Origin of the sequence: Pseudoalteromonas sp. SG43-7, from assembly GCF_014164295.1 — a bacterium.
Taxonomy (GTDB): domain Bacteria; phylum Pseudomonadota; class Gammaproteobacteria; order Enterobacterales; family Alteromonadaceae; genus Pseudoalteromonas; species Pseudoalteromonas rhizosphaerae.
Genome location: NZ_JACJEY010000004.1, coordinates 78,101 through 102,895, shown reverse-complemented (window position 1 = coordinate 102,895; position 24,795 = coordinate 78,101). Strand labels below are relative to the sequence as shown.

General features: G+C 40.6%; 21 protein-coding genes. 4 read left to right on the top strand and 17 right to left on the bottom strand.

All coding sequences use genetic code 11. The annotated features are described in order from the left end of the window. Positions 1-4: 4 nt before the first annotated feature. The 4 genes from H5200_RS02830 to H5200_RS02815 form a co-directional block, all read right to left on the bottom strand. Positions 5-1,249 carry a lipoprotein-releasing ABC transporter permease subunit gene (locus H5200_RS02830; protein WP_182760909.1) on the bottom strand — a complete coding sequence of 415 codons (1,245 nt, stop codon included), beginning with the start codon at positions 1,247-1,249 and terminating at the stop codon, positions 5-7. Beyond that, the gene (gene lolD / locus H5200_RS02825) at positions 1,239-1,937 is read right to left on the bottom strand and encodes a lipoprotein-releasing ABC transporter ATP-binding protein LolD (protein ID WP_145233154.1); all 699 of its coding nucleotides are present in this window, start codon (positions 1,935-1,937) and stop codon (positions 1,239-1,241) included. The genes H5200_RS02830 and lolD overlap by 11 nt, the downstream gene beginning before the upstream one ends. Next, positions 1,930-3,147 carry a lipoprotein-releasing ABC transporter permease subunit gene (locus H5200_RS02820; RefSeq protein WP_145233153.1) on the bottom strand — a complete coding sequence of 406 codons (1,218 nt, stop codon included), beginning with the start codon at positions 3,145-3,147 and terminating at the stop codon, positions 1,930-1,932. Before H5200_RS02820 ends, lolD begins: the two co-directional genes overlap by 8 nt. Before the next feature lie 137 nt (positions 3,148-3,284). Further along, positions 3,285-4,154, bottom strand: a complete 870-nt coding sequence (locus tag H5200_RS02815) for a LysR family transcriptional regulator (protein ID WP_182760908.1) — start codon at positions 4,152-4,154, stop codon at positions 3,285-3,287. 117 nt (positions 4,155-4,271) lie between these two features. Between H5200_RS02815 and H5200_RS02810 the strand changes: the two genes are divergently transcribed. Both H5200_RS02810 and fghA read left to right on the top strand, forming a co-directional pair. Beyond that, positions 4,272-5,393 (top strand): S-(hydroxymethyl)glutathione dehydrogenase/class III alcohol dehydrogenase, encoded by a 1,122-nt coding sequence (locus tag H5200_RS02810; protein WP_182739613.1) that lies wholly within the window; start codon positions 4,272-4,274, stop codon positions 5,391-5,393. A gap of 59 nt (positions 5,394-5,452) precedes the next feature. After that, positions 5,453-6,295 (top strand): S-formylglutathione hydrolase, encoded by an 843-nt coding sequence (gene fghA / locus H5200_RS02805; RefSeq protein WP_182760907.1) that lies wholly within the window; start codon positions 5,453-5,455, stop codon positions 6,293-6,295. Here fghA and H5200_RS02800 read toward each other — a convergent pair. From H5200_RS02800 to H5200_RS02765, 8 genes are all read right to left on the bottom strand, one after another. Continuing rightward, positions 6,249-6,632 (bottom strand): hypothetical protein, encoded by a 384-nt coding sequence (locus H5200_RS02800; protein WP_182760906.1) that lies wholly within the window; start codon positions 6,630-6,632, stop codon positions 6,249-6,251. The two genes, fghA and H5200_RS02800, sit on opposite strands and share 47 nt — an antisense overlap. Positions 6,633-6,851: 219 nt before the next feature. Then, on the bottom strand, positions 6,852-8,363 hold the full coding sequence (locus H5200_RS02795) for a BCCT family transporter (protein ID WP_310737035.1): 1,512 nt from the start codon (positions 8,361-8,363) through the stop codon (positions 6,852-6,854). Between the two features lie 222 nt (positions 8,364-8,585). Continuing rightward, complete coding sequence (locus H5200_RS02790) at positions 8,586-10,199, bottom strand: ABC-F family ATPase (protein WP_182760905.1); 1,614 nt, start codon at positions 10,197-10,199, stop codon at positions 8,586-8,588. Positions 10,200-10,467: 268 nt separating this feature from the next. Next, positions 10,468-12,024 (bottom strand): SulP family inorganic anion transporter, encoded by a 1,557-nt coding sequence (locus H5200_RS02785; RefSeq protein WP_145233147.1) that lies wholly within the window; start codon positions 12,022-12,024, stop codon positions 10,468-10,470. A 123-nt stretch (positions 12,025-12,147) separates the two neighbouring features. Then, entirely contained in the window at positions 12,148-12,606 is a 459-nt protein-coding gene (locus tag H5200_RS02780; protein WP_016707271.1) for an Lrp/AsnC family transcriptional regulator, read from the bottom strand. Positions 12,607-12,695: 89 nt separating this feature from the next. Further along, a complete protein-coding gene (locus H5200_RS02775) occupies positions 12,696-13,337 on the bottom strand; it encodes an MBL fold metallo-hydrolase (protein ID WP_145233146.1) in 642 nt (213 codons plus the stop codon). Positions 13,338-13,340: 3 nt separating this feature from the next. Next, entirely contained in the window at positions 13,341-15,143 is a 1,803-nt protein-coding gene (locus tag H5200_RS02770; protein ID WP_182760904.1) for a M14 family metallopeptidase, read from the bottom strand. Positions 15,144-15,328: 185 nt separating this feature from the next. Further along, positions 15,329-17,236 (bottom strand): beta-ketoacyl synthase, encoded by a 1,908-nt coding sequence (locus tag H5200_RS02765; protein ID WP_182739617.1) that lies wholly within the window; start codon positions 17,234-17,236, stop codon positions 15,329-15,331. 126 nt (positions 17,237-17,362) lie between these two features. On the opposite strand from H5200_RS02765, the gene H5200_RS02760 reads away from it, so the two are divergent. Next, positions 17,363-18,373 (top strand): GlxA family transcriptional regulator, encoded by a 1,011-nt coding sequence (locus tag H5200_RS02760; protein ID WP_149982524.1) that lies wholly within the window; start codon positions 17,363-17,365, stop codon positions 18,371-18,373. 93 nt (positions 18,374-18,466) lie between these two features. Here the strand turns inward: H5200_RS02760 and H5200_RS02755 are convergent, their stop codons facing one another. Next, positions 18,467-19,285 carry an ABC transporter substrate-binding protein gene (locus H5200_RS02755; RefSeq protein WP_182760903.1) on the bottom strand — a complete coding sequence of 273 codons (819 nt, stop codon included), beginning with the start codon at positions 19,283-19,285 and terminating at the stop codon, positions 18,467-18,469. A 362-nt stretch (positions 19,286-19,647) separates the two neighbouring features. Here H5200_RS02755 and H5200_RS02750 point away from each other — a divergent pair, with 362 nt between their 5' ends. Then, positions 19,648-20,880 carry an EAL domain-containing protein gene (locus H5200_RS02750; protein ID WP_182760902.1) on the top strand — a complete coding sequence of 411 codons (1,233 nt, stop codon included), beginning with the start codon at positions 19,648-19,650 and terminating at the stop codon, positions 20,878-20,880. A gap of 11 nt (positions 20,881-20,891) precedes the next feature. On the opposite strand, the gene H5200_RS02745 is transcribed toward H5200_RS02750, so the two are convergent. The 4 genes from H5200_RS02745 to H5200_RS02730 form a co-directional block, all read right to left on the bottom strand. Next, complete coding sequence (locus tag H5200_RS02745) at positions 20,892-21,404, bottom strand: MgtC/SapB family protein (protein WP_145233140.1); 513 nt, start codon at positions 21,402-21,404, stop codon at positions 20,892-20,894. 14 nt (positions 21,405-21,418) lie between these two features. Beyond that, positions 21,419-22,525 (bottom strand): ribosomal protein S18-alanine N-acetyltransferase, encoded by a 1,107-nt coding sequence (rimI, locus tag H5200_RS02740; protein WP_149982527.1) that lies wholly within the window; start codon positions 22,523-22,525, stop codon positions 21,419-21,421. After that, positions 22,525-23,919, bottom strand: a complete 1,395-nt coding sequence (locus H5200_RS02735) for a RimK family protein (RefSeq protein WP_182760901.1) — start codon at positions 23,917-23,919, stop codon at positions 22,525-22,527. The genes rimI and H5200_RS02735 overlap by 1 nt, the downstream gene beginning before the upstream one ends. 257 nt (positions 23,920-24,176) lie before the next feature. Continuing rightward, positions 24,177-24,653 carry a GreA/GreB family elongation factor gene (locus H5200_RS02730; RefSeq protein WP_149982529.1) on the bottom strand — a complete coding sequence of 159 codons (477 nt, stop codon included), beginning with the start codon at positions 24,651-24,653 and terminating at the stop codon, positions 24,177-24,179. Positions 24,654-24,795: the final 142 nt, after the last annotated feature.

Genomic DNA, 24,795 nt, shown 5'->3' with positions numbered 1-24,795 from the left:
TCCCTTAGTTGCCTAATACCTTGGCTGGTTCCACTCTTGTTGCCTGCCATGCAGGGTAAATAGTGGCTAATACTGCCAACACAAAAGTTACAATAACAGTGATCACAATATCTTGCCATACCAGCTTACTGGGTAAAAACTCAATAAAATACACCCCTTCCAGCGGGTTTGAGCCTAACAACTGACTCAGTAGGGTAAAAAGCTCACTGATGTTCAGCGCCAGTATCACACCTATAAATGAGCCCAGTACCACGCCAATAAATGCTTGGCTAAGTCCTTGTAAAATAAAGGTCGCTAATATCGTACTGTCTTTAGCGCCCATGGTTTTTAATATCGCTATGTTGGCCTGTTTTTCACGTACTTCCATCACTAATGACGAAACAATATTAAAACTTGCCACCGCAATGATTAAAAACACCACAATATAAACAATAGTTCTGACCATTTGTATATCTTGGTATAAGCTACCTTGGGTTCTAAACCAGCTAGAGATATAAACATAATCATCAATTGTTTGGCCAACCCGTAGCGCAATTTGGTGCGCTTGAAAAACATCGGTTACTGCTAAGCGAAGCCCTGTTACTTGCTGTGGTTCATAACCAAGTACTGATTGCGCCTTACTGATATTGATGAAGGCAGCAGAACTATCAATAGGGCCACCCATTTCAATAATACCCGCAAGGGTTAAAGTGACCCTTTTGGGTGCTAAAATCTCAGTACTTATCTCGTTAACTTGCGGGATCAATAAGGTAATTAACTCCCCTTGCTTAACACCTAATTGTTTAACAATTTGTTGGCCTAAAATAATTTCGTCTTCGCTTATTTGGCTGACCAACTTGCCATGGGTAAACTGATTAACCGCCGATACGTCACTTTCTAGAGCAGGATCAACCCCTCGCACTTCAACCGCTTTTAGTTCACTTTTATATTGCGCCATGCCATTGACACTAATAAAAGGTGCTGCACCGGTTACGCCACGTTGCTCTGAGAGCTTTTGAACTTTATCCGGCCAGTTATCAATTGGACGATTAGGCGCAACATATTCAACTTGTGGCACAACGCTTAATAAGCGATGTACTAGTTGTTGTTCAAAGCCATTGATCACCGACAAAGCAACAATTAACACTGCAACGCCGAGTAAAATACCAATGGTTGACGCTTTGGCAATAAAACTAACAAAGCCATTTTTTTCATCGCTGCTGCCGGAGCTTGCTCTAAAACGTTTACTTAAATAGGCACTAAGCAACATGGCTGGCCTCTTTAATTGCCAATTTCCCATCATCAAGGTAAGCAATTTTACCCAGCTTATCGGCTAATTCTAAGTCGTGCGTCACCACTACAAAACTGGTATTCAAACTGCTATTAAGCTCTTTGATCAAATCGTAAATTTTAATCGCATTTTGTTTGTCTAAGTTACCTGTTGGCTCATCGGCCAATACTAAATCAGGTTCGCTCACCAATGCCCGCGCAATTGCCACCCGTTGACGCTCGCCACCAGAGAGCATTGATGGTTTATGGCTACTACGGTGCGATAGCCCTACTTTATCGAGCATTACGAGGGCTTTAGCATTGGCTTTTTTAGCGCTGAGACCTTTGATCAACAGCGGCATCGCAACATTTTCTAACGCGTTAAACTCCATTAATAAATGATGGAACTGATAAATAAACCCTAAATGCTCATTACGAAATTTTGCTTGCTCAGCACGTGATAGCTTAGCAACTTGTTGACCTTTAATTTTTGCCACACCGGCACTTTGTGAATCCAAAGTCCCCAAAATGTGCAGTAAAGTACTTTTACCAGAACCAGAGCTGCCAACGATAGCCAGCATCTCACCTTGTTGTAAGGTTAAATCAACCCCTTTTAAAACCTCAACGTGATTTTCACCATCTTGATACACTTTACTTAACTGTTCACATTGGATAACTAAATCATTCATAGCGCAATACCTCTGCTGGGCTAACATTGGCAGCTTTACGCGCCGGATATAAAGTGGCTAAAAAGCTCATGGTAATACTGCCTACGGCAATCAGCGATAAGCTCATTACGTCAAATTTTACTGGTAAGGCAATCCCTGTTAACAAGTTTAAACCTATGCCTGCCAGCACTTCGTTGATATAAGCACTGAGTAATAAGCCAAGGGCTGCACCGATACTGGTGCCAATCAAACCATTGTACAAACCTTGGATCATAAATACTTGCTGCACTTGAGCCGGCGTTAAGCCAAGCGTTTGTAAAATAGCCACTTCACTTTGTTTTTCGCTCACCATCATGGTCAACGCAGAGACAATATTAAATACCGCAACTAATACAATCAGCGCCAGCAGCATCGACATAATGCGTTTTTCCATTGCGACTGCTGCAAACAAAGTACCTTGTGACTGGCGCCAATCGGTGACTGTATGTTGACTTAAAATTGCACTAGCTGAAGCGCTAAAGGCATCTAGTTGAAAAGGATCGTTCAGTGAAATACTCAAATTAGGAGCACTAGTTTGTGGCAACTTTAATACCCGTTGTAGCGATTCGCCGCTAGTAAAAGCAAGTCCCATATCAATTTCAGAACCTGTTTCATAAATGGCAGCAACGGTGAACAAACGTTGGCTTGGTACGCGACCTAAAGGTGTATAGGTTGACGCATTAGGCATGATCACGCGCACTTTATCACCTAAACCAATTCCCAGTTTACGTGTTAAATAACGACTAACCGCAATGTGATAGCGCGATGTCATGACTGTTTGCCAATTACCTTGAATAACTTTATCGCTGATTTTATAAAGCGATGCGTTATCGTCGTACAAACCTTGCAATAGCACGCCATGTAAATCGCGATTGGTTTGTAAAATGGCTTCACCATGGCGATACAAACTCGCTCTTTTCACAAATTTGGACGCAACAATGGTATCTTGCAGCTGGATCATTTGTGCTTGAGTTTGTCCATCAGACGCAATTTCAACATGAGGAATGAGGCCCAACATATTGGTTTTAAGGTTATTTTCAAAACCATTCATCACTGAGCTGACAGTAAATAATGCCATTAAACCAATGGCGATACCGGCAATGGAGAAAAACGAAATAAAAGAGATAAATGCGTTCCCTTTCGAGGAGCGACTGTATCTCAGCCCGATAAACAGGCTAACAGGTTGAAACATAATTATTTATGGTCACATTTAATGCCAATTCAGCGCTCATACTAGCATAAATAAAGCGCCATTGGGTATGCGCAAAAGTGTAAAAATTCATGACAAATCAACTGCTGTATCAAAATTAAGCCGCTTTATTTAAACTTTTAGTTTAGAGATTTAATAAGGTGATCGAGTAATGCTCTGACATTGGTCGCAACAAATTGTCGCGGAGGATACACTCCCCATACACCTTCTGGTTTTGGCTGATTATTGGTTAAAATAGGCACTAACTCACCCGTGGCTAAATCACTCTCAATGTAGTAGTTTGGCACTTGTATGATGCCAAGACCCTTTTTAGCTGCATCAGCTAAGGCCCAGCCACTATTACACTGTAACCGCCCCGCAATTTTGATATGTTTATCACGCCCTTGCTCGCAAACCCGCCAATAACTGCTGTTGCCGACTAAGCATTGATGGTGCTGTAATTCAGCTAATGTGTGAGGTTCGCCAAAACGGGCTAAATAGGCTTTTGAGCAGCAAATTACAAAATGACGTGCACTTAAGCGTCGTGCTTTTAAGCTAGAGTCTTTTAAATGACCAAGGCGAATAGCTAAATCAAAGCCGCCCTCAAGTAAATTTTCTTGTTCATTGCTCAGCGCCATCACCACTTCTACATCAGGGTGCAGTTGCATAAAAGTATGCACTGCTGGCATCACGAAGCTTTCGCCATACATAACCGGAGCTGTGAGTTTAATTTTACCTTTAGGAGCATTTTGCTGTTGTGCTAATAACGCGGTGGCGTCGTCCATTGCATGCTGTAAATGTTTTGTTTGATGTAAAAAGACTTCGCCTTCTTTAGTCAGTACAACTTTACGGGTAGTACGCGTTAATAATTGGGTATTTAAGCGCTGCTCTAATTGCGTTACATGGCGGCTTATGTGTGCAACGGATACCCCTAATGCGGTTGCAGCGCGGGTAAAGCTGCCTTCTTCACCGACTGCGATAAATTCGTCTATGCCTAACCAACGACTCATTATTACCATACTGTAAAAGTGTTTTATTAAAATGAAGATTAACATTGTTTGAGAAACAAATAAAATAGCGTTATTGTTTTCAAGTCATCTTCGTATTTAACCAGCAAGAGAGTTACTATGTCTGAATTTATAAAATCAAAAGCCGCAATTGCTTGGGGTCCAAATCAACCACTATCTGTAGAAGAAGTGGATGTAATGATGCCTAAAAAAGGCGAAGTAATGGTAAAAATTACTGCTACGGGCGTATGTCACACCGATGCATTTACATTATCAGGTGCCGATCCTGAAGGGATTTTCCCAGCCATTTTAGGGCATGAAGGCGCCGGTGTCGTTTATGCTATCGGCGAAGACGTAACCAGTGTTGCTGTAGGCGATCATGTTATTCCTTTATATACTGCAGAATGCGGTGTATGTAAAATGTGTACTTCAGGCAAAACAAACTTGTGTTCCGCTGTACGTGAAACGCAAGGTAAAGGCTTAATGCCAGACGGCACGACTCGCTTTTTCAAAGATGGCCAACCAATTTATCACTACATGGGCACATCAACCTTTTCTGAATATACGGTACTGCCAGAGATCTCACTGGCTAAAGTAAACAAAGCAGCATCACTTGAAGAAATTTGCTTACTAGGCTGTGGTGTTACAACTGGTATGGGCGCGGTCACAAACACTGCAAAAGTTCAAGCAGGCGATACCGTTGCTATCTTTGGTTTAGGTGGTATAGGTTTGTCAGCAATTATCGGCGCGAAAATGGCTGGTGCCTCGCGTATTATCGGTATTGATATCAACACGTCTAAGTTTGATCTAGCCACTAAATTAGGTGCCACAGACTTGATCAATCCAAAAGATTTCGATAAGCCTATTCAAGAAGTTATTGTCGAGATGACCGATGGTGGCGTTGATTTCTCATTTGAGTGTATAGGTAATGTTGATGTCATGCGCTCAGCCCTTGAATGTTGTCATAAAGGTTGGGGGGAATCGGTGATCATTGGTGTTGCTGGTGCAGGACAAGAAATTTCAACTCGCCCATTCCAGCTAGTCACTGGCCGCGTCTGGCGTGGTAGCGCATTTGGTGGGGTTAAAGGTCGTTCACAACTACCTGAGATTGTTGAACGTTACATGGCTGGCGAATTTGCATTAAATGACTTTATCACTCATACCATGGGTCTTGAAGACATAAACGACGCGTTTGATTTAATGCATGAAGGCAAAAGTATTCGTACTGTGATCCACTACTAATATTAAAAATACAGATACCGCATAGCGTGTAAGCTATGTGGTATTTTAGCGAGGAATCTATGTTAGACAATTTAAGCGCCACAAAAGTTAGCGGTGGCTGGCACAAGCAATACAGCCATACATCTACAAGCACCCATTGCCCAATGCGGTTTGCTATTTTCTTGCCACCCGGTGCCAGCCAAACTAATAAAGTACCGGTGCTGTATTGGTTATCAGGCTTAACCTGTACGGATGAAAATTTTATGCAAAAAGCAGGTGCATTTAAAAAAGCGGCAGCGCTTGGTATTGCTATCGTTGCACCTGATACCAGTCCTCGTGGCGACACTGTGCCAGACCAAGACAGTTATGATTTTGGCCAAGGCGCAGGGTTTTATTTAAACGCCACCCAAGCCCCCTATAACACGCACTATAATATGTATGATTATGTGGTAAATGAATTGCCTTCGCTAATTGAACAGCACTTTCCCGTGACTGATAAAAAAGCGATTAGCGGGCATTCTATGGGGGGGCACGGTGCGTTGATGATTGCATTGCGCAATCCAAAAAGTTACACCAGTGTTTCTGCTTTTAGCCCAATCACTAACCCTATTGACTGTCCTTGGGGGCAAAAAGCGTTTAGTCAGTACTTAGGAGATGATCAATCACAATGGGCCAATTACGATAGCTGTGAACTAATGAAAAAGGCACACAGTAACGAATTTTTACCAATGCGTATTGACCAAGGTGATGCCGATAATTTTTTAGTCGAGCAACTAAAACCAGACAACCTAACTGCAGTAGCAGAGCAAGTTAATTACCCGCTAACGTTGAATATGCACGCAGGCTACGATCATAGTTACTTTTTTATCAGCAGCTTTATCGACGAACACTTATCATTTCATCAACTGTATCTTCAGCGTTAATTGTATCCTCTACTGTGAGGTTGTCAGTCGTTGCTTCCTCACATTGTTGTATTGATTTAGTTATTCTTTTGCATACCAGAGTAGGCTCTGAGCTTTCTTGCACTAACCCCACTAAAAAACGATCTACTTCGATGCCTAAGTCCGCAAATGACAAAGTCTGTTCATGACTAAAGTAAGTATTATCTTGAGGCGATACATGTGCGGGGGCCTGCGCTAAATCAGCATCATAATTTGTATCCGCTTTTGAATAAATAACTCCATCAACTAATACACCCGCTACAGTGCATGCGCTTAGTAATTGGCTGACAAGTAAAACAGTAATAAAGTGCTTGAACATAAATTTAATCCTTTATATCCCATTGCTTAAATGCGTAAGTTATTATTTAACTACCTCGAATGAGCCAGTTTTTAATAGCATTAGTATTGCTTAGTGGTTGTATCTGTAATACTCACTATAAACGAACGAGTATAAAACACTGTAAAAAACTGTAAGTGAATGACAATAAAGTAATTAAACTATAAACTAGCTCGAGCATAGCAACAGTAATAGGTTTAACTACACTTGTAACTCCTTCATAAACTCTTTTACAAATCCTATCAGCTGCAAAATAAAAATAAACAAAAATGGCACTGCACCAATAATTGCAATACTTCGGTTAAGTAATTCATTATTTTGTAATAACAATACCCAGCTACTTAGAGCTAAAGTAAAAGACCACACATACAAACTAAATCGATGACTGCTTTTTGTCCCCGCTAAATTACGGATCACTAAAATTGCAGAATCTGCCGAAGTAGCAACAAAGATCAGTAATAATAATAAGCTCGACCAAATAAGCACACCTCCTTGCCAACCTAACTGCTTAAAAAATACAAATAAGCCTTGTGTATAATCAGTTTTAATAGCGGCCATAATGCCACTACTATGGCCGCTATCCCAAGCAATAGCAGATCTCGAAAAAACACTAAACCAAATTAAAGTGACGAAAGTTGGCACAATTACTACGCCAACAATGTATTGCCAAACTGGCCGACCTTGACTTATTTTAGCTAAAAAAACCCCAACAAAAGGTCCCCACGCTAGCCACCAAAAATAATAATTATACGTCCAACTATTAGCCCAAGCAGGATCATTTAGTTGACTTGATAATTGCCATGTCCCTGTCACTAATAAGTGGCTATAAAATTTAACGCCACTGATCGCCACATCTATAATCGGTTGTAGTGGTACCATCATGATGAGCCAAATAAGTACTCCAAATGCTAAAAAAACATTAAATTGACTGAGTGTTTGAATACCCTTTTTTAATCCTAAGCGCGCAGATAAGCTAAACAACAGCGCTAATAACATAATAATAATCAAACCAACTAACCAAGGCGAGTTAATGCCAAGCTCAAGCTCAATCCCTTTTCGTAGTAATAATGTTGAATTTGCAATCGTGCCAACTACACCAAAAAAAATAGCTAAAATGGCCACTAACTGGATCACGTATTTACACTTTAGCTGCCCTGCGCGACTTAAAAATGAAGTTGTTACACTCAACACCGGAGCACTTATATCTCCCGCTTTGCCACTGTTATGGCTCAAACCACCTAAGACTAAGCCAAATACTGCGTAGAGTGCCCATGCATGAGCGCCCCAGTTTACTAACGTAATAGCCAATGCAGCACCTTGTCTATCAGGGTAAAGACTTTGCTTTAATGGCGGTTGCAATACGTGCATGGCAGGCTCTGCTACGCCCCAAAAAATTAAACCCGATCCCATTCCTGCAGCAAATAACATTGACAACCAACCAAAAGTTGAAAACTCGACAGATGTATGCTCTCCACCTATTTTACGTTGTCCGAGTGGGCTAATAGCCAGCACAATAACGCTTATCAATAAAAAATTAACTAACAGAAAAAATGGTCCACCCAACACTGATAATGCATTAATGATCAGTGGTTGAATATGCGCGGTGAGCATATCAGGAAATAATAGAGCCCCGCTAACAAATAGCACACACAAGGTGAGCGCTAGTTTTTCAAGATTCGACACTAATTTAGTAATACGAGCTTTAATTACCACATAGATACCTTAAAAATTATACTAATTAAATCGGTTTTATCAGCGCTAACGTTACGACGCTTTAAAGCTACACCAAAGCAACTTTTTAATTTTACATAATTTAGACATAAAAAAACCGGCCGCAGCCGGTTTTCTGATACTTAATACCAATTATATTGATTTACAGAGCTCTTGAACTCGCTTGCATGATCATGCATTTAATAAAACTGAGATCAATAAACTTTACTTTGCAGCCAAAAGCTTCGCTTGCTCTTGTTGGCTTGCCATAAATTCGTTAAAGGTGCCGTGGAAATTAACCACTTCTTTGTCACGAATATCAATAATACGAGTTGCCAATGATGAAACAAACTCACGGTCATGGCTGACAAAAATCAGCGTACCTTCAAAGCCTTTTAATGCATTATTAAGCGCTTCAATGGCTTCCATATCCATGTGGTTTGTCGGTTCGTCCATCACCAAAACATTTACGTCTTGCATCATTAATTTGCCAAACAATAGGCGATTTTTCTCACCACCTGAGCAGTTTTTAGCTTTTTTATTCGCATCATCCGCAGTAAACAATAACCGACCTAACATGCCACGCACCATTAAATCGTTATGCTTGGCTGTACGCCACTGTGACATCCAATCAAACAAGGTTAAATCGTTATCAAAGTCTTTACTACTATCTTGCGGACAATAGCCAATCGATGCATTTTCTGACCATTTTACAACACCGTGATTAGCTTCAAGTTCACCCACTAAACAGCGAATAAAGGTTGATTTACCAACACCGTTTTCACCAATAATCGCAAGTTTTGAACCTGCTTCTAAAATCAGCTCGCCGCCTTCAAACAATACTTCACCGTCAAAACCATGGCCAAAGTCTTCTAAGATCAATGCTTGGCGGTGCATCTTTTTACCTTCATCAAAATACAATGACGGCGCCATTCGGCTTGACGACTTCACTTCATCTAAGCTGATTTTATCCATGCGTTTAGCACGTGAACTCGCTTGTTTTGCTTTTGACGCATTAGCACCAAAGCGGTTAACGAAATCTTGTAACTCTTCAATTTCAGATTGCTTTTTAGCATTACCAGCAAGTAATTGATCACGAATAAGTGTTGATGCTTCAATGTATTTTTCGTAGTTACCTGGGTAAATACGCAGCTCACCGTAGTCAATATCAGCCATATGAGTACATACCGCATTAAGAAAATAGCGGTCATGAGAAATAATGATCATGGTACATTTACGCTGGTTAAGTTCGTGCTCTAACCAGCTAATGGTATGAATATCCAAGTTATTGGTTGGCTCATCCAGTAATAAAATATCAGGGTTAGCAAACAAGGCTTGCGCAAGTAAGACGCGCAGCTTCCAGCCAGGGGCTACTTGTGACATTAGACCAAAATGAAATTCTTCTTCAATACCCGCTTTTAATAAAATATCACCCGCGCGGCTTTCTGCACTGTAACCATCCATTTCAGCAAAAACGCTTTCAAGCTCAGCGACTTTCATACCATCTTCTTCACTCATTTCTGGCAGTGAATAAATACGTTCACGTTCTTGCTTTATTTTCCATAATGCAACGTCACCCATGATCACAGTATCAACCACTGAGTATTGCTCAAATGCAAACTGATTTTGGCTTAAGTTACCGACTTTCAGTCCTGGGCCAATTGATACGTTACCTGATGTTGGCACTAATGAGCCATTGAGGATTTTCATGAAGGTTGACTTACCGCATCCATTGGCGCCAATTAAGCCATAACGATTACCGTTACTAAATTTAGCGGAGATATTTTCGAACAAGGGTTCGGCACCAAACTGCATGGTGATATTAGCGGTAGAGATCAAAATGAATTTCCTAAGCAAATACTGACAAGTACACTGTTCGCTGAATAAGGAAAAGTTAATACAGGCAATAAGACGGTATAAAGAGGCCGCGAATTATACAGGCACTAGCTGCACTAGTCGAGCTTAGTCTCAATAATTGACTCACCGAGCACTGGTTTTTATGTGACTTAAATAAATTTTAATGTCATCTACGGTTTCAGCCAATGATTTGTTCGATAGCAATAAAAAAGCGAAGGCAGTGCCTTCGCTTTTTTATCAAACGTCTCGTTTAAGCAAGCTTGTCTGAAGCAACTTTATAAGTTGGATCTTCTATTACATTAACTTCGACTAAGTCGCGCGCTTTATGTAATAACTGTATACAGTCTGGGCTCAAGTGGCGTAAATGCAACTGCTTACCTGCCTTGGTGTATTTATCAGCTAAAGTATCAATTGCTTCAATGGCACTGTGATCTGCCACTCGGCTGTATTTAAATTCGATGATAACGTCTTTAGGGTCATTTTTAACATCAAACAACTCCGCGAACTTTTTCACTGAGCCAAAAAATAATGGGCCGTGTAGTTCGTAGACTTTAGAACCTTCTTCATCAATGTAGTTTGTAGTAAAAATATGTTTAGCATGTTGCCATGCAAATACTAAGGCTGACACAATCACACCCACACATACTGCAATTGCTAAGTCAGTTATCACCGTTACACCCGATACTAATACAATGACAAAAGCATCTGATTTTGGGACGCGTTTCATCATTTTGAAACTCGCCCATTCAAAGGTGCCTAATACCACCATAAACATCACGCCAACCAATGCTGCCAGCGGCACCATTTCAATCAAACTGGCGGCAAAAATAATGAATGCTAGGAGCATTAATGCTGCTGTGATACCAGATAGACGCGAACGACCACCTGAGTTAATGTTGATCATTGATTGACCAATCATCGCGCAGCCTCCCATCGCACCAAAGAAACCACAGGTAACGTTTGCAGCGCCTTGACCAATGCATTCTTTATTGCTGTGACCACGGGTTTCTGTGATTTCATCAATCAGGCTAAGGGTTAATAGTGATTCAATTAAACCAATTGCCGCTAAAATAAGTGCATAAGGTAAAATAATTTTCAGTGTTTCAAAGGTAAATGGCACCATTGGAATGTGAAATTGTGGTAAACCACCAGCAATAGTTGCCGCACTGTCACCGGTCATATCTTTTAAGAAATCAAGTACTGTACGCGCTTCTAAATCAAATCCGATAACAATGGCGGTTACAGTAACAATAGCGACTAATGTTGATGGCACAGCTGTAGTCAACTTTGGCAAAAAGTGAATAATAGCCATCGTTAAAGCGACTAATCCTAGCATGATCATCATCGGCGTGCCTGTCATCCACTGCATGCCACCTTGACCATCGGACACCTTAAATTGACCTAGTTGCGCTAAGAAGATGACAATCGCTAAACCATTTACAAACCCAAGCATCACCGGATGCGGAACCATACGAATAAACTTACCGAGCTTAAACACCCCTGCTAGTATTTGCAGTATCCCCATCAGCAATACAGTCGCGAAGAGATACTCAACCCCATGATCTAGCACTAAACTTACCATAACAACGGCAAGTGCACCGGTTGCACCGGAGATCATACCTGGGCGGCCGCCAAAAATAGCGGTGATCAAGCCAACAATAAATGCTGCATATAAACCAACTAAAGGCTCTACATTTGCAACAAACGCAAATGCAACAGCTTCAGGAACGAGTGCTAGGGCAACCGTTATACCTGATAAGATATCGTTTTTAGCAGAGCTCGGCGCCTTGCTTAATAAGTTAAACATTGAATTCCTCTTCGGGGTGTGGGATCAAAAAAGCGCTGAATTCTAACAAATTAAGCTAAGGTTAACAATTGCAGTAAGAGGAACAAGCTAACGCCTTTATAGCGCTAGCATGATTAGATACGATTAAAGTGGCAGCGATGTACTGCGTTTGACACAAGTCATAGTGACGTTTGAGTGAACTTCTTGAACAAATTCAAGATTCAATAAATTATCACGAACAAACTGTTCATAGCCTTCAATGCCTTTAGAAATGATCCGCAACATAAAGTCCATAGTGCCAGCCATACTGTAACATTCTGTTACTTCATCATAACTTAGGATAAGTCGTTCAAACTCAGCTAAATTTGTACGGCCATGATTTGATAAACGAACATGAGCGTACACTAGCATATCAAAGCCGAGCTTTTTCTCATCCAATAAGGCAACTTTGCCTTTGATGTAACCATCTTGCTCAAGCTTAGCAATACGACGCCAACAAGGTGATTGAGATAAACCGACTTTATCAGCAATATCAGCGGTCGAAAGACTTGCATCTTGCTGTAACAGTGCCAAAATTTGGCGGTCAACATGATTTAGAGACATTTTATTTCTTATTTATTTTACTAAATTGGTTAAATTATACATTGGTTTATAGGTTGAGTCTTGTACTTTTATGCATTTATTATGCGCAACTAACCAAATTTACCACTTATAAATGGATTCGATATGCGCTCAGTCAGCACTTTAGTGTCAGGTCCATGCCCAGATAGAATTCGCGTTTCATCAGGCAGTGTCAAAATTTGATTTTTAATCGAGTCAAGTAACTGCTGGGCATCCCCTTTAGGGAAGTCTGTACGCCCTACTGAGCCTTTAAAAATAACATCACCCACTATCACTAACTGATGTGTTGCTTCATAAAATACAATATGCCCAGGCGTGTGGCCCGGACAATGACGAATGTCAAATCGCAATTGACCCAATGTAAACGTATCGCCATGACTTAACCAATGCTGAGGATGAAAAGGCGCAATTGGTGCAAAGCCAAACATTTGCGCTTGCATAGGTAATGCATCAAACCAAAACAATTCGTCTTTTTGTGGCCCGACAATATCAACAGAAAAATGCTCAGCAAGTACTTTTGCCGCACCGACATGATCAAGATGGCCATGGGTGAGTAAAATACACTGCAAGCTTAACTGATGCTTGGCAAGCTCAGTAATGATTTTATCAGCGTCGCCACCCGGGTCGATAACCGCTGCGTGGCGTGTTTGTTTACAAATAACCACTCGGCAATTTTGTGCAAAAGCGGTCACCGGTACGGTAATTATTTCCATATGTTAATTCTTTATTTGCGGTTTAGTGTCAAATGTCATCAGCACAGGATACTTTAAATAAGCTTGATCATAAAATGGCGTATGCTCATAGAGCCAGTTTAATCGTGCTTGTGCATCTTTAGCAAAAGCGGCATCCTCACGAATTTTTTTATCAAACTCAAGTGCAAGTGCCGGTTTTTCTTTGAGCATATGGCGAGCATACGGCGCTAATGCATAGTTTTCCATGTACTCAGTACGTTGAAAAATCGTATTAAACTCACCCCACGCAAAAAATGAATCCGGTGCTTTGGGGTGTAAAAGATGGGCAACTAACTCACCGAAAGGTTGAGCAGTTTCAACTTTATACCAACCGGTCAAAGACTTTTCTGGTACATCAACAAAATCAAAATCTGCGTTTACTCGAAAGCGTCCTTCAAACGGCGCTTTATCAAATTCATGCTTTGTTACTACCGCGACTTTTAAATTAGTTACCAGCTCATCACTGCTCACGTTTTCTACTGTAATACCATGTAATTTGAGTTTTTCGACAATGTGTGGATACGCAGGTGGAATATAAAATGTACTTGGTACGGTGATCACGGTTTTTGCGTCCTTCTGCCAGTAAATGGGCAACGCATCATAGTGCTGTTTTTCGCCTAAATACTTTACTTCCATCTGGCCACTCAAGGCGCTTTTACTGCGCGAATACTTGATCCCTGCAAATGCGATAGTGTTTGGCTCTTTTGCATAACCGCGTTCAACAATAAGCTGGCTTGGCACAAAAGTACGTTCTTTTTCAACCGCTTCGGTTAATTGTTGATGATGTTGCGCCAATGCTGAAATAGCCCCATCTAAAAATACATAGGTGCCAAGTACACGTTGTTTATACGGTTTTAATGAATGATTTTCGACAAGAATTGTGGGTAACGATCTTAAATCCCCCCAACCATTCGAATAACGAGGCGTGGCAACCCAGCCCGCTAAGCCTTTTTTAAACTCGCGCTTATCCATTACAAATACCAGCGGCCCAGGTATATGGCCTTGCTCTTGTAGTTTTGTGTCGATGATAGGTTTAAAATAATTATTGAGCGCATCTGACACACTTGGCGATTCACTGGCAAATACGGGGTTGTACCCGTAAGTTACATCGTATTGATAATCTGCACCGTCAGTCACATGCACATCGATATATAAATCTGGGTTAAACTGCTTGATCACCTTTAATACACCACGTACTTCCGGCGTATCTAGTTTGGTGAAATCACGATTTAAATTTAAATTATTAGCATTGGTTCTAAAGCCCATTTCAACTGGCCCACGCTGGTTTATGCGATTAAACTGACTACTACGCTCATGGCCATCAACATTTAAAATAGGAATAAATAAGATGTTCACTTGGCTTAAAATATCTCGACGTTTACCGGTTGCAATATCGCGTAGCAACATAAACATCGCATCTTTACCGTCAATTTCGCCGGCATGAATTCCCGCTTGAATAAAAATAGTCGGCTTGGCGTTTTGCATTAACTGCGAAGGTGTAAATGCACCATCTTCGCTTGCTACCATCATGTTGATCGCACGGCCACTGGCACTATGTGCAATAGTTTGCACTTGGAATTGGGTAGGGTTTGCTGCAACAAGACGATCTACAAAGGCCATAGTTTGCTGATAATTTGGTGACTTTAGCCCTTCGCTTAGTTCGAAATCAGTGGTTAATGGGCCTTTTTGTTGTATCAGTGCCAAACTTTGACCTTGCCATGGCAACAATGGCGGTAAATGGCTATCTAATGTAACACTGGCACTTAACAATAATAAACTGGCGATCATAGGACTCTCAAACGTTGGCCTCTTTAATAGCTTGAAATTATAACAAGGATAAATGACAGATCGCGTAAACTGCGGTGATTCAACAAAAAAATGCAGCCAATGACAATTTAAAAATTTTATAGGGCTAATTTTCACGCATTAAAAAAGGCGCTATAAAAGCGCCTTGCCACTCAAGAATAATGTGCTTAAAACATATCTTGATAAGGATTCGTTTTACTAAATGCAATGGCTTTATCAAAACCGGGAATATGCATGTCGGTATCAGAAATGACAATTTCATCTTCATCAATCATGCCATCACCAAAGCGATAGATTAGCTCATATTGTCCTAAGTCAGCTTGTTGCTGATAATTAGTCTGAGCAGCTGTAACGGTTTGATTGCTCAATGCATATGCATCCATCACCGCACTACCATGGCGTTTTGCTAACATTTTCATGGTCACCATGGGTGACAAAACAGTGGCGGTGGCATTATTTCCGCCAAAGCCTTTTGAATTAATAAAAGCAATATCCATGTCTTCGCATTGATAATGCTCAGTACGAATATCTAAATACTGGTTATGCACATCCTTGGCCACTTTATCTATGGTGGTAATACCCGGCATAATATTATGTGCAAATACACCCAGCGCCATCGCTAATTGGTCGCCACTAGCTGGCGCAATTGTGTGCCCTACATACGCTTTTGGTGCTGCTACTTTCCAATTATCAATGGCAAACGTTTGTGCCACCTTATGATAAATTAATGACTCTGTTACGCGGTTTTGCGGTGTGCTTGAACCATGCGCTAAAATAAAGCTACGTTGTTGTAATGCTTCTTTACCTAATAAGCTCGTGGCTAATGCCGCCGACTTCGCCATGGTTATATAATTACCCGGTCCCGGTGATGTAATTGATTTTTTAACGCCATCAGCATTTACAAATACATCAGGCACGCAGCCTAGAATGTCTGCACCCAACTCCAGTGCTAACGCATCATCCATTAGAATCGCTACTTGTGCGCCTTCACCTAAAGTAAAGCCACAATTTTCGCCAAATGGGCGGCTACTTTTACGATAATCAGGCTCATCATCATTGCTTAAGTTATCCAAGCGGCGTAAACCTTCAATATTCGCCAGCGCACTCATATTGCCAAAGCCTTCAACAACTTCAGGAGTAATTGCGCATTCAACACTTGCCACAATAGCAACACGTGTTCGCCCTGCTTGTATATCGTTTACTGCAGCGCGCAAGTTATATAAAAATGTTGCACACGCGCCAGAAGTTGAAAACGTAGTGCCTACATTGCCCGTCACATAGGCATTAATAAAATCGGTCGACATTGTATTTAAGCCAAGCGCTAACTGCTTGGTGCTGACGCGGTCACCTTGCTGGCGCGCTTTTACTAAACCACCTAAGCCCTTGTCATCCATTTGACCAATAACCGACGCTGAATAAGTGCCAATTTTATCAGGCTCAACACTATTCATAATGTGTTGCCAATCAAGTCCGGTTGATTTAATCGCGTCAGTAGCAGCAAAAATAGTGGCTTGTAAACCACGTGGCTGGTAGCGACTGTTGTACATAATAGATGGATCAAACCCTGTTGGTAGTTGCCCAGCCGATTTAATCGGATTATCGCGAGTAGAATCATGTTTAATATCAAACTGAGCCGCAATGGTTACTTTTACTTTTTTATTTTCAAGCTCTTCTACTTGCCAACTTGTAGGGACCGGCGAAGGTAAATCTCGACGACGTGTTTCAAACACAATGGCGCTTTCATCTGACGCGGTTAACGTCATTTTTTGCTGCCATGGTGTTGCATCGACATCAAAATGCTCTTTTTCAATTTTGCGAATTAACGTACCGGCAATAATTTGCTCACCAAAGCGTGCTTCTATGTCGCTTTGCTCAACAGTATTGCCTTTTAAATCTTGCAGTTGCCCATTCACAAGACTCACTAAATTCATTAACGTGGCGAGGCCTAAAAATGTTTCTTGCCGGGCTTGAGTATCTAAGTTATTTAACACGATACGACGATAACCTTGATGAAAAGAAGTACGGCCTGCGGCGTTAATTCCACCCATGCCGATAATAACGGGTAATGCTGTCATAATTTACCTTGAGAAAACGTGTTATAGGAGAAGCTTGCAGTTTAGATGGATTTAATTATCAACATTGTGCTTAAATAGCCAAATAATGAGCCTATGAGGCCAAATCAAACTGGTCGGAGCAATTAAATGGACAACAACTTGGTACTTAGCCCTTTGCAAATAAGTATTTTGGTATACCAGCACTTATTGATCACCAGTGTCACCTTGCCAATTGAAATGCTCAGAGCCGGTGAGGCGTACGCCAAAGGGCATATAAACAGCGGAACTTTTCGGCCATTAACGATTAATTTAATCGCTGAGGACAGCGAACCTATCAAAAATCGCAGCGGCTTAGCAATATTACCGGATCACACTTACGGCACAGCACCTTACAGTGACTTGATTATTGTGCCCGGTATTTGGCGCAATCCTCGCCCTGTTGTCAGAGCAAACTCTGGGTTAGTTCAGTGGCTTGCCAGCAGCTGGCAAACGGGTAGCTCAATCATTGGCGTGGGTACTGGCAATTGCTTAGTCGCTGAAGCTAAGTTATTAAATGGTCACCCCGCTACCACTCATTGGCATTATGCAGAACAATTTAAACGCGACTACCCACAAGTACTGCTCAAGCCTGATTTTTTTATCACTCAATCTGAGCGCTTATACAGTGTGGCAAGTCTAAATGCCTTAGCAGATGTGATCGTGCATATTATTAGCCAATACTACGGACAGGCCGCCGCTCAGCATGTTGAGCGCAACTTTTCTCACGAAATTAGGAAACCTTACGAAGATCAGCGCTACCTTGAAGGCGCCGTTGATCGGCATCCAGATGAACTCATCGCGCAAATTCAATTTTGGTTAAAAAACAACTTAACCACAGAACAAAGTTTAACAGAGGTCGCTCAACTATTTAGTTTGAGTTACCGCTCTTTTACCCGCCGTTTTCGCATTGCGACCAACCAAAGCCCCATTGAATATTGGCAGCAATTACGCGTACAAACAGCCAAAGAGCTACTTGCATCATCTAACTTATCAATTCAGGAGGTTGCTTTAGAGGTGGGTTACAATGATCAAGGTCATTTAACCCGCGTGTTTAAGAAAGTGCTCTCGCAAACGCCTAGCGAGTATCGAAAAGTGGTTAGAAGAAAGTTATTTGGTTAATAAGTTGCGGGGTGTTATTTTTAAACAGTTAAACCTTTTAGATAGCAAAATATACAGTGCGGGTTAAACATGAGTATCGACGTTTAACGCGCATCATTTACCATCGCTGTCGATTTGAGTACGCCTTTCAAATACTAACTTCAATGCTGCGTCCATTTCTTTAATAAAGTCATCCTTAAATGGAAATTTTTCTGATGGCGCTTTCAAATAACCAATGTGAGCAGTTCGCTTGAAAATAATTCTGTCTTGCTGAAGTTGACTCAAATCAACAAATGGATGGCTTTGCTTAAGTGCTTTAATACCTGATAAGATGGCCCACTTGTCATTGATATAACAGTCGATTCTATTTTTAGCCAGCTTCAAAATATTTGATAATGTATCTTTGTTTTCCCATATTTTTATTTTGTTTTGCTCCAGGGCAGTGTTCAATGCTTGATCGAATAAGAGATACCCTGCATTGATACCAACATTAATCGGCTTTAATGGATATTCTGTGTTTTCAATCTTGAGTAAGCTTGAGTTTGGATTACAAAAAGCTTGTATTACTTCTTCATGCAGCGGCTCTGAGTAAGGCCAAATAAAACTGCGCCCTTGCACATTTTTATAAGGAGGTAGTAAGGCAAAGTCCTCTCCTCGTCTAAGTGCGTCAACACCGCGCTTCCAAGGTACTGGTTGCAACTCTATAATATATTTTTCACTGATCAAATCGGCAGCTTGACGAACTACATCAACATATAAGCCCACTAACTCACCGTCTTTAAGGTAAGAATATGGGGGATAACTATCATCGACTAATATCACAACACGATAGCTTGGTTTGGCCACTACCGGTATTGTAAAAAAGAAAGCAAACAGCAGTAATGCAATTCTTTTCGGCCCATTCCACTGTATTATTTGCCAACTCGATTCCATTAAACAACACCTAAATAAATAATCACTGGTTATTAGCGTAGTCAGATTCATATTTTTTACAAATCTTACCATCCCCAAATATTATACCTACTCAAACGCTAAAATAACAAAAGCATAAGGCTTACTCTTATTATTACGATAAGCGTACGACAAGGACTATCTAAGTGCCGGACTTTCTAGGCCATTAACGACCGATTTAATCGCGCTGGACTGCAAATCTTTAAACGAGCTAGTCCCTCCCTCGATTATAGATAGAGAAAACCGAACTAAACAGCAAATAAAATCAAACGCTAATTAGACGTTTATATCTATATAAATTATAGGAATAGCATTAAAAGTGCTAAAAATTACATGGAGGCGCCATGACGGCAAATTTTAGCGATGTGCTTTTGGATCAAAAAGATAATTCAACAATCGATGCTAAATTGACAAATTTGCTGGGATTGGTGCGCAAACATTTAAATATGGATGTTGCTTTTATTTCAGAGTTTATTAACGATGAGCGCGTTTTCAAAGTTGTCGATAATCCATCAGCAAATAAAACGGTTAAAGTGGGCAATTCCGATCCTATTAATGAAACATATTGCCATAAAATCAGTGAGAAACAGCTTAGCCCTATTATTACCAATTCAAAAACAAATCCAATTACTCAAATAATGCCAGTAACCGACAAGTTAAACATAGGCGCTTATATTGGTGTGCCTATCAATCTTTCAAATGGTAAATTATATGGTACGTTTTGTTGTTACAAATCGCATCATGATGAAAGCTTAAACGAGCGGGACTTGTCTTTTTTAAAGATGATCTCTGAAATTGCAACTGGATTAATTGAAAAAAACCTGCATAACACTGCATTGCATAGGCAAACCAAATTAGCAATTGAGGAGGTTATTGCAAGCAACAATATAAGTATTTATTTTCAGCCTATTTTTAATCTATTTAGTAATAAAATTGCGGGCTTTGAATCACTGTCACGCTTTTTTACCAAACCTTATAAAACACCTGATCTCTGGTTTAAAGAGGCAACAGATGTGGGCCTAGGTGAATTTCTGGAAATGCTGGCAATAAAAAACAGCCTCGCCTATATTGCGCAATTTAATGATACCACTTATATCGCCATTAATTGTTCACCATCCCATATACTCTCGGGTGCACTTGAATATACTCTGCAAGGAGCCGATTGTTCAAGGTTGGTATTAGAAATAACTGAACATTCACCAATATCAGACTATACAGTAATGCGAGCTGCATTAGCGCCACTGCGAAAAAAAGGGCTACGTTTGGCTATTGATGATGTAGGTGCTGGCTTTTCGTCGTTTCAACATATTTTAGAACTAGAAGCCGACATTATTAAATTAGATATCAGCCTTTCGCAAAATATAAATAAAGACAATCGGAAGTTTTTACTGGCCAAGGCACTGTGTGGCTTTGCTAAAGCAATAGACTGTACGATTGTTGCCGAAGGCATTGAAACGCAAGCAGAGCTTAACGCATTAAGAAAATTAAATGTTGATAATGTGCAAGGTTACTTTATTGGCCGCCCTGCTCCTATTGAAGATGCATTGAGCTATCAAAGCATGACTTTATCAACATAAAAACGCCACGCTTAGTGGCGTTCTGACTCGTTAATTTCTTTTCGATAGTATCGTTTGTGATAACTTTTAACTTTAGCGTGTACACCTTTACTTAAGCTTTTAAACTTAGCTTCAAGGACATCTACACCATATAAAATACCCACCACTAAAATGGATAGTTTAATAGCTGCCAATAAATTATCGGTTGCAATCACTACACCAATAGATGCCAAAACCCAGATAGTTGCCGCCGATGTTACCCCAACCACAGCACCATCTTTAGCGAGCATCACTCCAGCACCTAAAAAGCCGATGCCAGTAATAATTTGACCAACCACGCGCGAGTGGTCAATCACATCACCATGGAGCATAAACGCCGTGGCTAAGAACAAATAAGTACCTAATATAATCAGTACTGAGGTTCTTATTCCTACTGGTTTGCCTCGTAACTGGCGTTCCATACCAATCAAAGCGCCACAAAATGCAGCACTGCCTATTGCCGACCACGAATAGGGGGCGATATCTACTAATTCAAAAAAAGTCACTCAAAATCCTAAAATTACTGCATGTGTATAGCCAGTGCCGTACTCAAACGAGAACTACCGAAACTGGCCATTTTTAAAAAGTCACTCTTAGCGATTGGTACGTGTTGACAATCAATCGCCAGCTGTTTATCGCTTTCACAAAAAGGGTCATGAACATATAGACAATGCTCATCTAAATGCGTTACACACACCCAATGCGGTGACTTTTTACCATCAAAGCGATACGTACTGATCAATAGCACCACGGCCATTTTGGCTGCTAACCAGCGCTCTATGTGCTCAAGGGTTAAGTCTTGATACTTCACATCTAGTTTGTGATTAATTGCCTCAACCACAAATTGATTATGAACCGTGTGTAAAATTGCTTTCTTCTTATCACTTCTTACGCCATCAACAAACAATGTATCACGTGTATTAATAATCACATCGGCTGTAAAACCGCGTTTATTGGCAGCTAAAGCAAGTCCTAATGGATGACAACCACCATGACCAGAGGTCATAAAAATAGTGGTTGCTTCACGCCAAATATCAAGCTCATTCACTTGTGAAATAATCGCTTTTTTTATTGATGACATTGCCATTAATAATGCCGCTGGCCCGCAAGTAAATTCGGTTGTTTGCTGATACCAAGGCGTTACACGCGAAAACTCAAGCTCATTAGTTTTACGAATGTTTTTTTGCATCCGCAAGGCATCGCTATGATCATCATAATAGTCACTGTATTGCCCAAATACCCGATAGCCAAGCTTTTCATAAAGTGCGATTGCAGCTTTATTATTTACCGCCACTTCAAGACGCATAAATAACCGCCCGCGTTCAGCCGTTGCTCTTTCTAGTGCTTTCAAAAGCTGCTGAGCAATGCCTTTGCCTTGTGCATTTGGTGCAACTGCTAGCGAATATAAACGTGCTAAACGAGTGCCTTTATGACACCACACTAAGCCATAGCCGAGTATCTGTTGATCTAACTCTGCAACCATTAAAATACCATGTTTGGCTGCAATCCAGCGCTTCAAGCTACGCGCACTCAATCTATCTTGATTAAAACTTTGCTGCTCTATCTCAAGTAACGCTTTTAAATCGCTGTCTGTGGCAGCGCGAACTGCCACACTATGCTCGGTCATTAACTCCGGCCTCGTGCTTCGAGGCGTTGTTTAAATTCTTCCATAATGATCATATAAAGTTCATCACCTAAGTAACCATCTTCTACTTTATGGTCAATACTTGGGTTATCGTTTACTTCAAGCACATATGCACGGCCTTGGTGTTCTTTAACATCCACACCATAGAGTCCTTTACCGACAGTTTTACATGCTTTTAATGCCGCATCTAAAACTGCTTTTGGCAACTCAAAAGTAGGTAGTGTTTCAAAACCACCAGAGAAAAACCGTTTTGCATCATGATTATAAATTTGCCAATGATTGCGAGCCATTAAATAACGACATGCATAGATAGCACGACCATTTAGTACCCCTACTCGCCAATCGTATTCTGTGTACATATATTCTTGGGCTAGAACTAAAGCGCTAAATTCAAATAGCTCAGCCAATTTTGCTGCCAGCTCATTGCGATCAGTTACTTTGTAGACACCTTTTGAAAACGACCCTTCCGGCATTTTAAGCACTAATGGATAAGTAAATGCCTCTTCAAGCTGACTGATGGTTTCATCACTTTGATCAACTACTACTACGGTTTTTAAGCTCGGTACTTTTTGATAATTAAACGCATCATGCAAATACACTTTATTACAACAGCGTAAAATAGACTCAGCATCATCAATCACCACTAATCCTAGGCTCTGCGCCTTACTTGCCAGACGATAAGTTGGGTGGTCAATTGCAGTTGTTTGGCGAATAAATAGCGCATCAAACTGAGCGATATTATCTATTTCGTCAAAGCTTAGCGCTTGAGCATAGATACCATGTTTAGCTGCCGCTTTAATAAAACGGGCTATAGCATCTTTATCGCTTGGTGGTACTTTTTCATTGTGATCAACTAAAATAGCCATATCCCAGCGGTAACGTTTTTGCGTACTGCTTATACGCCACTGTGTTTGCGTAAACTCAGTTAATTTAGCAACAAAGTCTTGATGCTGCTGAGCATTAAGCGACGCCAATGAACCTTGCTGTAACAGCCCAGCTTCATCTACAAATAAAATAGGCGCTGGGTATTGTTTAAATACCATTTTTGCCGCTTTGTTTTGTAATTCATTTACTGCGTGCCCAAAATATAAGGCATCATCAAGATGACCAACATTAAGCATTAAAGTTTGGCCACTACGTAGCGCATTAATCGTTTTTACACTTGGTAATACCTGATGTTTACGTGCCTCAGCAAGTAATGAGCAATAATAGCCTTTACTCAAGTATTGGCTTGAGTCGCATAGATTAATAATGCGCGTTTTTGGCTCATTATGCTTTGGGTAATCTCGTAAGTAAGTGTTGAAGGTAATTACGTTTTCGAATGAATGAGCAAGTGCCTGCTCGTTGTTATCAACCACAATCAAGGTTTTAAACACGACTTTTCCTAAAATAAGTCAAAATACAAATATAAGAGTGAATGTAAATAGAAACACCCATACTGCTAAGTCATTGTTGTGCTACTGGTGTACTTAACAGGATGGGTGCTTTAGATTCAGCTACTGCTTAACCTACAGGTGATTTATAAAGGGTTTTTCGCTACCTTACCAACGAGTAATTTTTAGCGTTAAGATAAGTAAATTTAATCAACCACAGTAAGGTCTAATAAAGCTGGTTAAAGCGCCTTTCAGCACCACTAACTTATTGAAACAATTTCTAATAACGTGGATTTATTTGCTATTGTAAAACTAAACTCATCACCTTGTTGCTTATCCATCAGTAATTGACCTAATGGTGACAGTGGTGTGAGAACATACACTGTGGTGTCTTTTATTTTAATGCTTAAACCACCAGAAAGTGGTCCTAAAAAATACCATTTTAGATTTTCGTCTTCATCGCAGATACAGACCAGCGAACCAATGGTAACTTTACTTGATACAGCGATTTTAAATGCCTTTTCAAACTCGATAATACTCAAATGGCAGTCATTCACACGCTGTGCTTGCCCTTGTGCCAAATAGGCAGCTTCTAGGCCTAATGTATCGTATTTATTTTCAGCAATATTTTCTTCATGAGTGGCGGTGTCATGGGCTGTCTTTGCAGCAGCCTGCGCGGTAGTAAGTTGCGCTTCTAAAGCAAAACGCAGGCATTCAATCACATGGGTTTTATTCATATCTAAGGAATTATTTTAAATCTATAATGACTGTATTTTAACGTGCTTTGGGCTGCGTGTAACTTAATTGCCTAAAAACAAGGTTATTCATAGGCATTGATTAGTAATAACATAAATCAAGCGCTGCTGTTAACAACGCTTG

Coding starts and splice junctions, on each gene's coding strand:
- H5200_RS02830 (WP_182760909.1), bottom strand. CDS start 1,249: ATGTTGCTTAGTGCCTATTTAAGTAAACGTTTTAGAGCAAGCTCCGGC.
- lolD (WP_145233154.1), bottom strand. CDS start 1,937: ATGAATGATTTAGTTATCCAATGTGAACAGTTAAGTAAAGTGTATCAA.
- H5200_RS02820 (WP_145233153.1), bottom strand. CDS start 3,147: ATGTTTCAACCTGTTAGCCTGTTTATCGGGCTGAGATACAGTCGCTCC.
- H5200_RS02815 (WP_182760908.1), bottom strand. CDS start 4,154: ATGAGTCGTTGGTTAGGCATAGACGAATTTATCGCAGTCGGTGAAGAA.
- H5200_RS02810 (WP_182739613.1), top strand. CDS start 4,272: ATGTCTGAATTTATAAAATCAAAAGCCGCAATTGCTTGGGGTCCAAAT.
- fghA (WP_182760907.1), top strand. CDS start 5,453: ATGTTAGACAATTTAAGCGCCACAAAAGTTAGCGGTGGCTGGCACAAG.
- H5200_RS02800 (WP_182760906.1), bottom strand. CDS start 6,632: ATGTTCAAGCACTTTATTACTGTTTTACTTGTCAGCCAATTACTAAGC.
- H5200_RS02785 (WP_145233147.1), bottom strand. CDS start 12,024: ATGTTTAACTTATTAAGCAAGGCGCCGAGCTCTGCTAAAAACGATATC.
- H5200_RS02780 (WP_016707271.1), bottom strand. CDS start 12,606: ATGTCTCTAAATCATGTTGACCGCCAAATTTTGGCACTGTTACAGCAA.
- H5200_RS02775 (WP_145233146.1), bottom strand. CDS start 13,337: ATGGAAATAATTACCGTACCGGTGACCGCTTTTGCACAAAATTGCCGA.
- H5200_RS02770 (WP_182760904.1), bottom strand. CDS start 15,143: ATGATCGCCAGTTTATTATTGTTAAGTGCCAGTGTTACATTAGATAGC.
- H5200_RS02765 (WP_182739617.1), bottom strand. CDS start 17,236: ATGACAGCATTACCCGTTATTATCGGCATGGGTGGAATTAACGCCGCA.
- H5200_RS02760 (WP_149982524.1), top strand. CDS start 17,363: ATGGACAACAACTTGGTACTTAGCCCTTTGCAAATAAGTATTTTGGTA.
- H5200_RS02755 (WP_182760903.1), bottom strand. CDS start 19,285: ATGGAATCGAGTTGGCAAATAATACAGTGGAATGGGCCGAAAAGAATT.
- H5200_RS02750 (WP_182760902.1), top strand. CDS start 19,648: ATGACGGCAAATTTTAGCGATGTGCTTTTGGATCAAAAAGATAATTCA.
- rimI (WP_149982527.1), bottom strand. CDS start 22,525: ATGACCGAGCATAGTGTGGCAGTTCGCGCTGCCACAGACAGCGATTTA.
- H5200_RS02730 (WP_149982529.1), bottom strand. CDS start 24,653: ATGAATAAAACCCATGTGATTGAATGCCTGCGTTTTGCTTTAGAAGCG.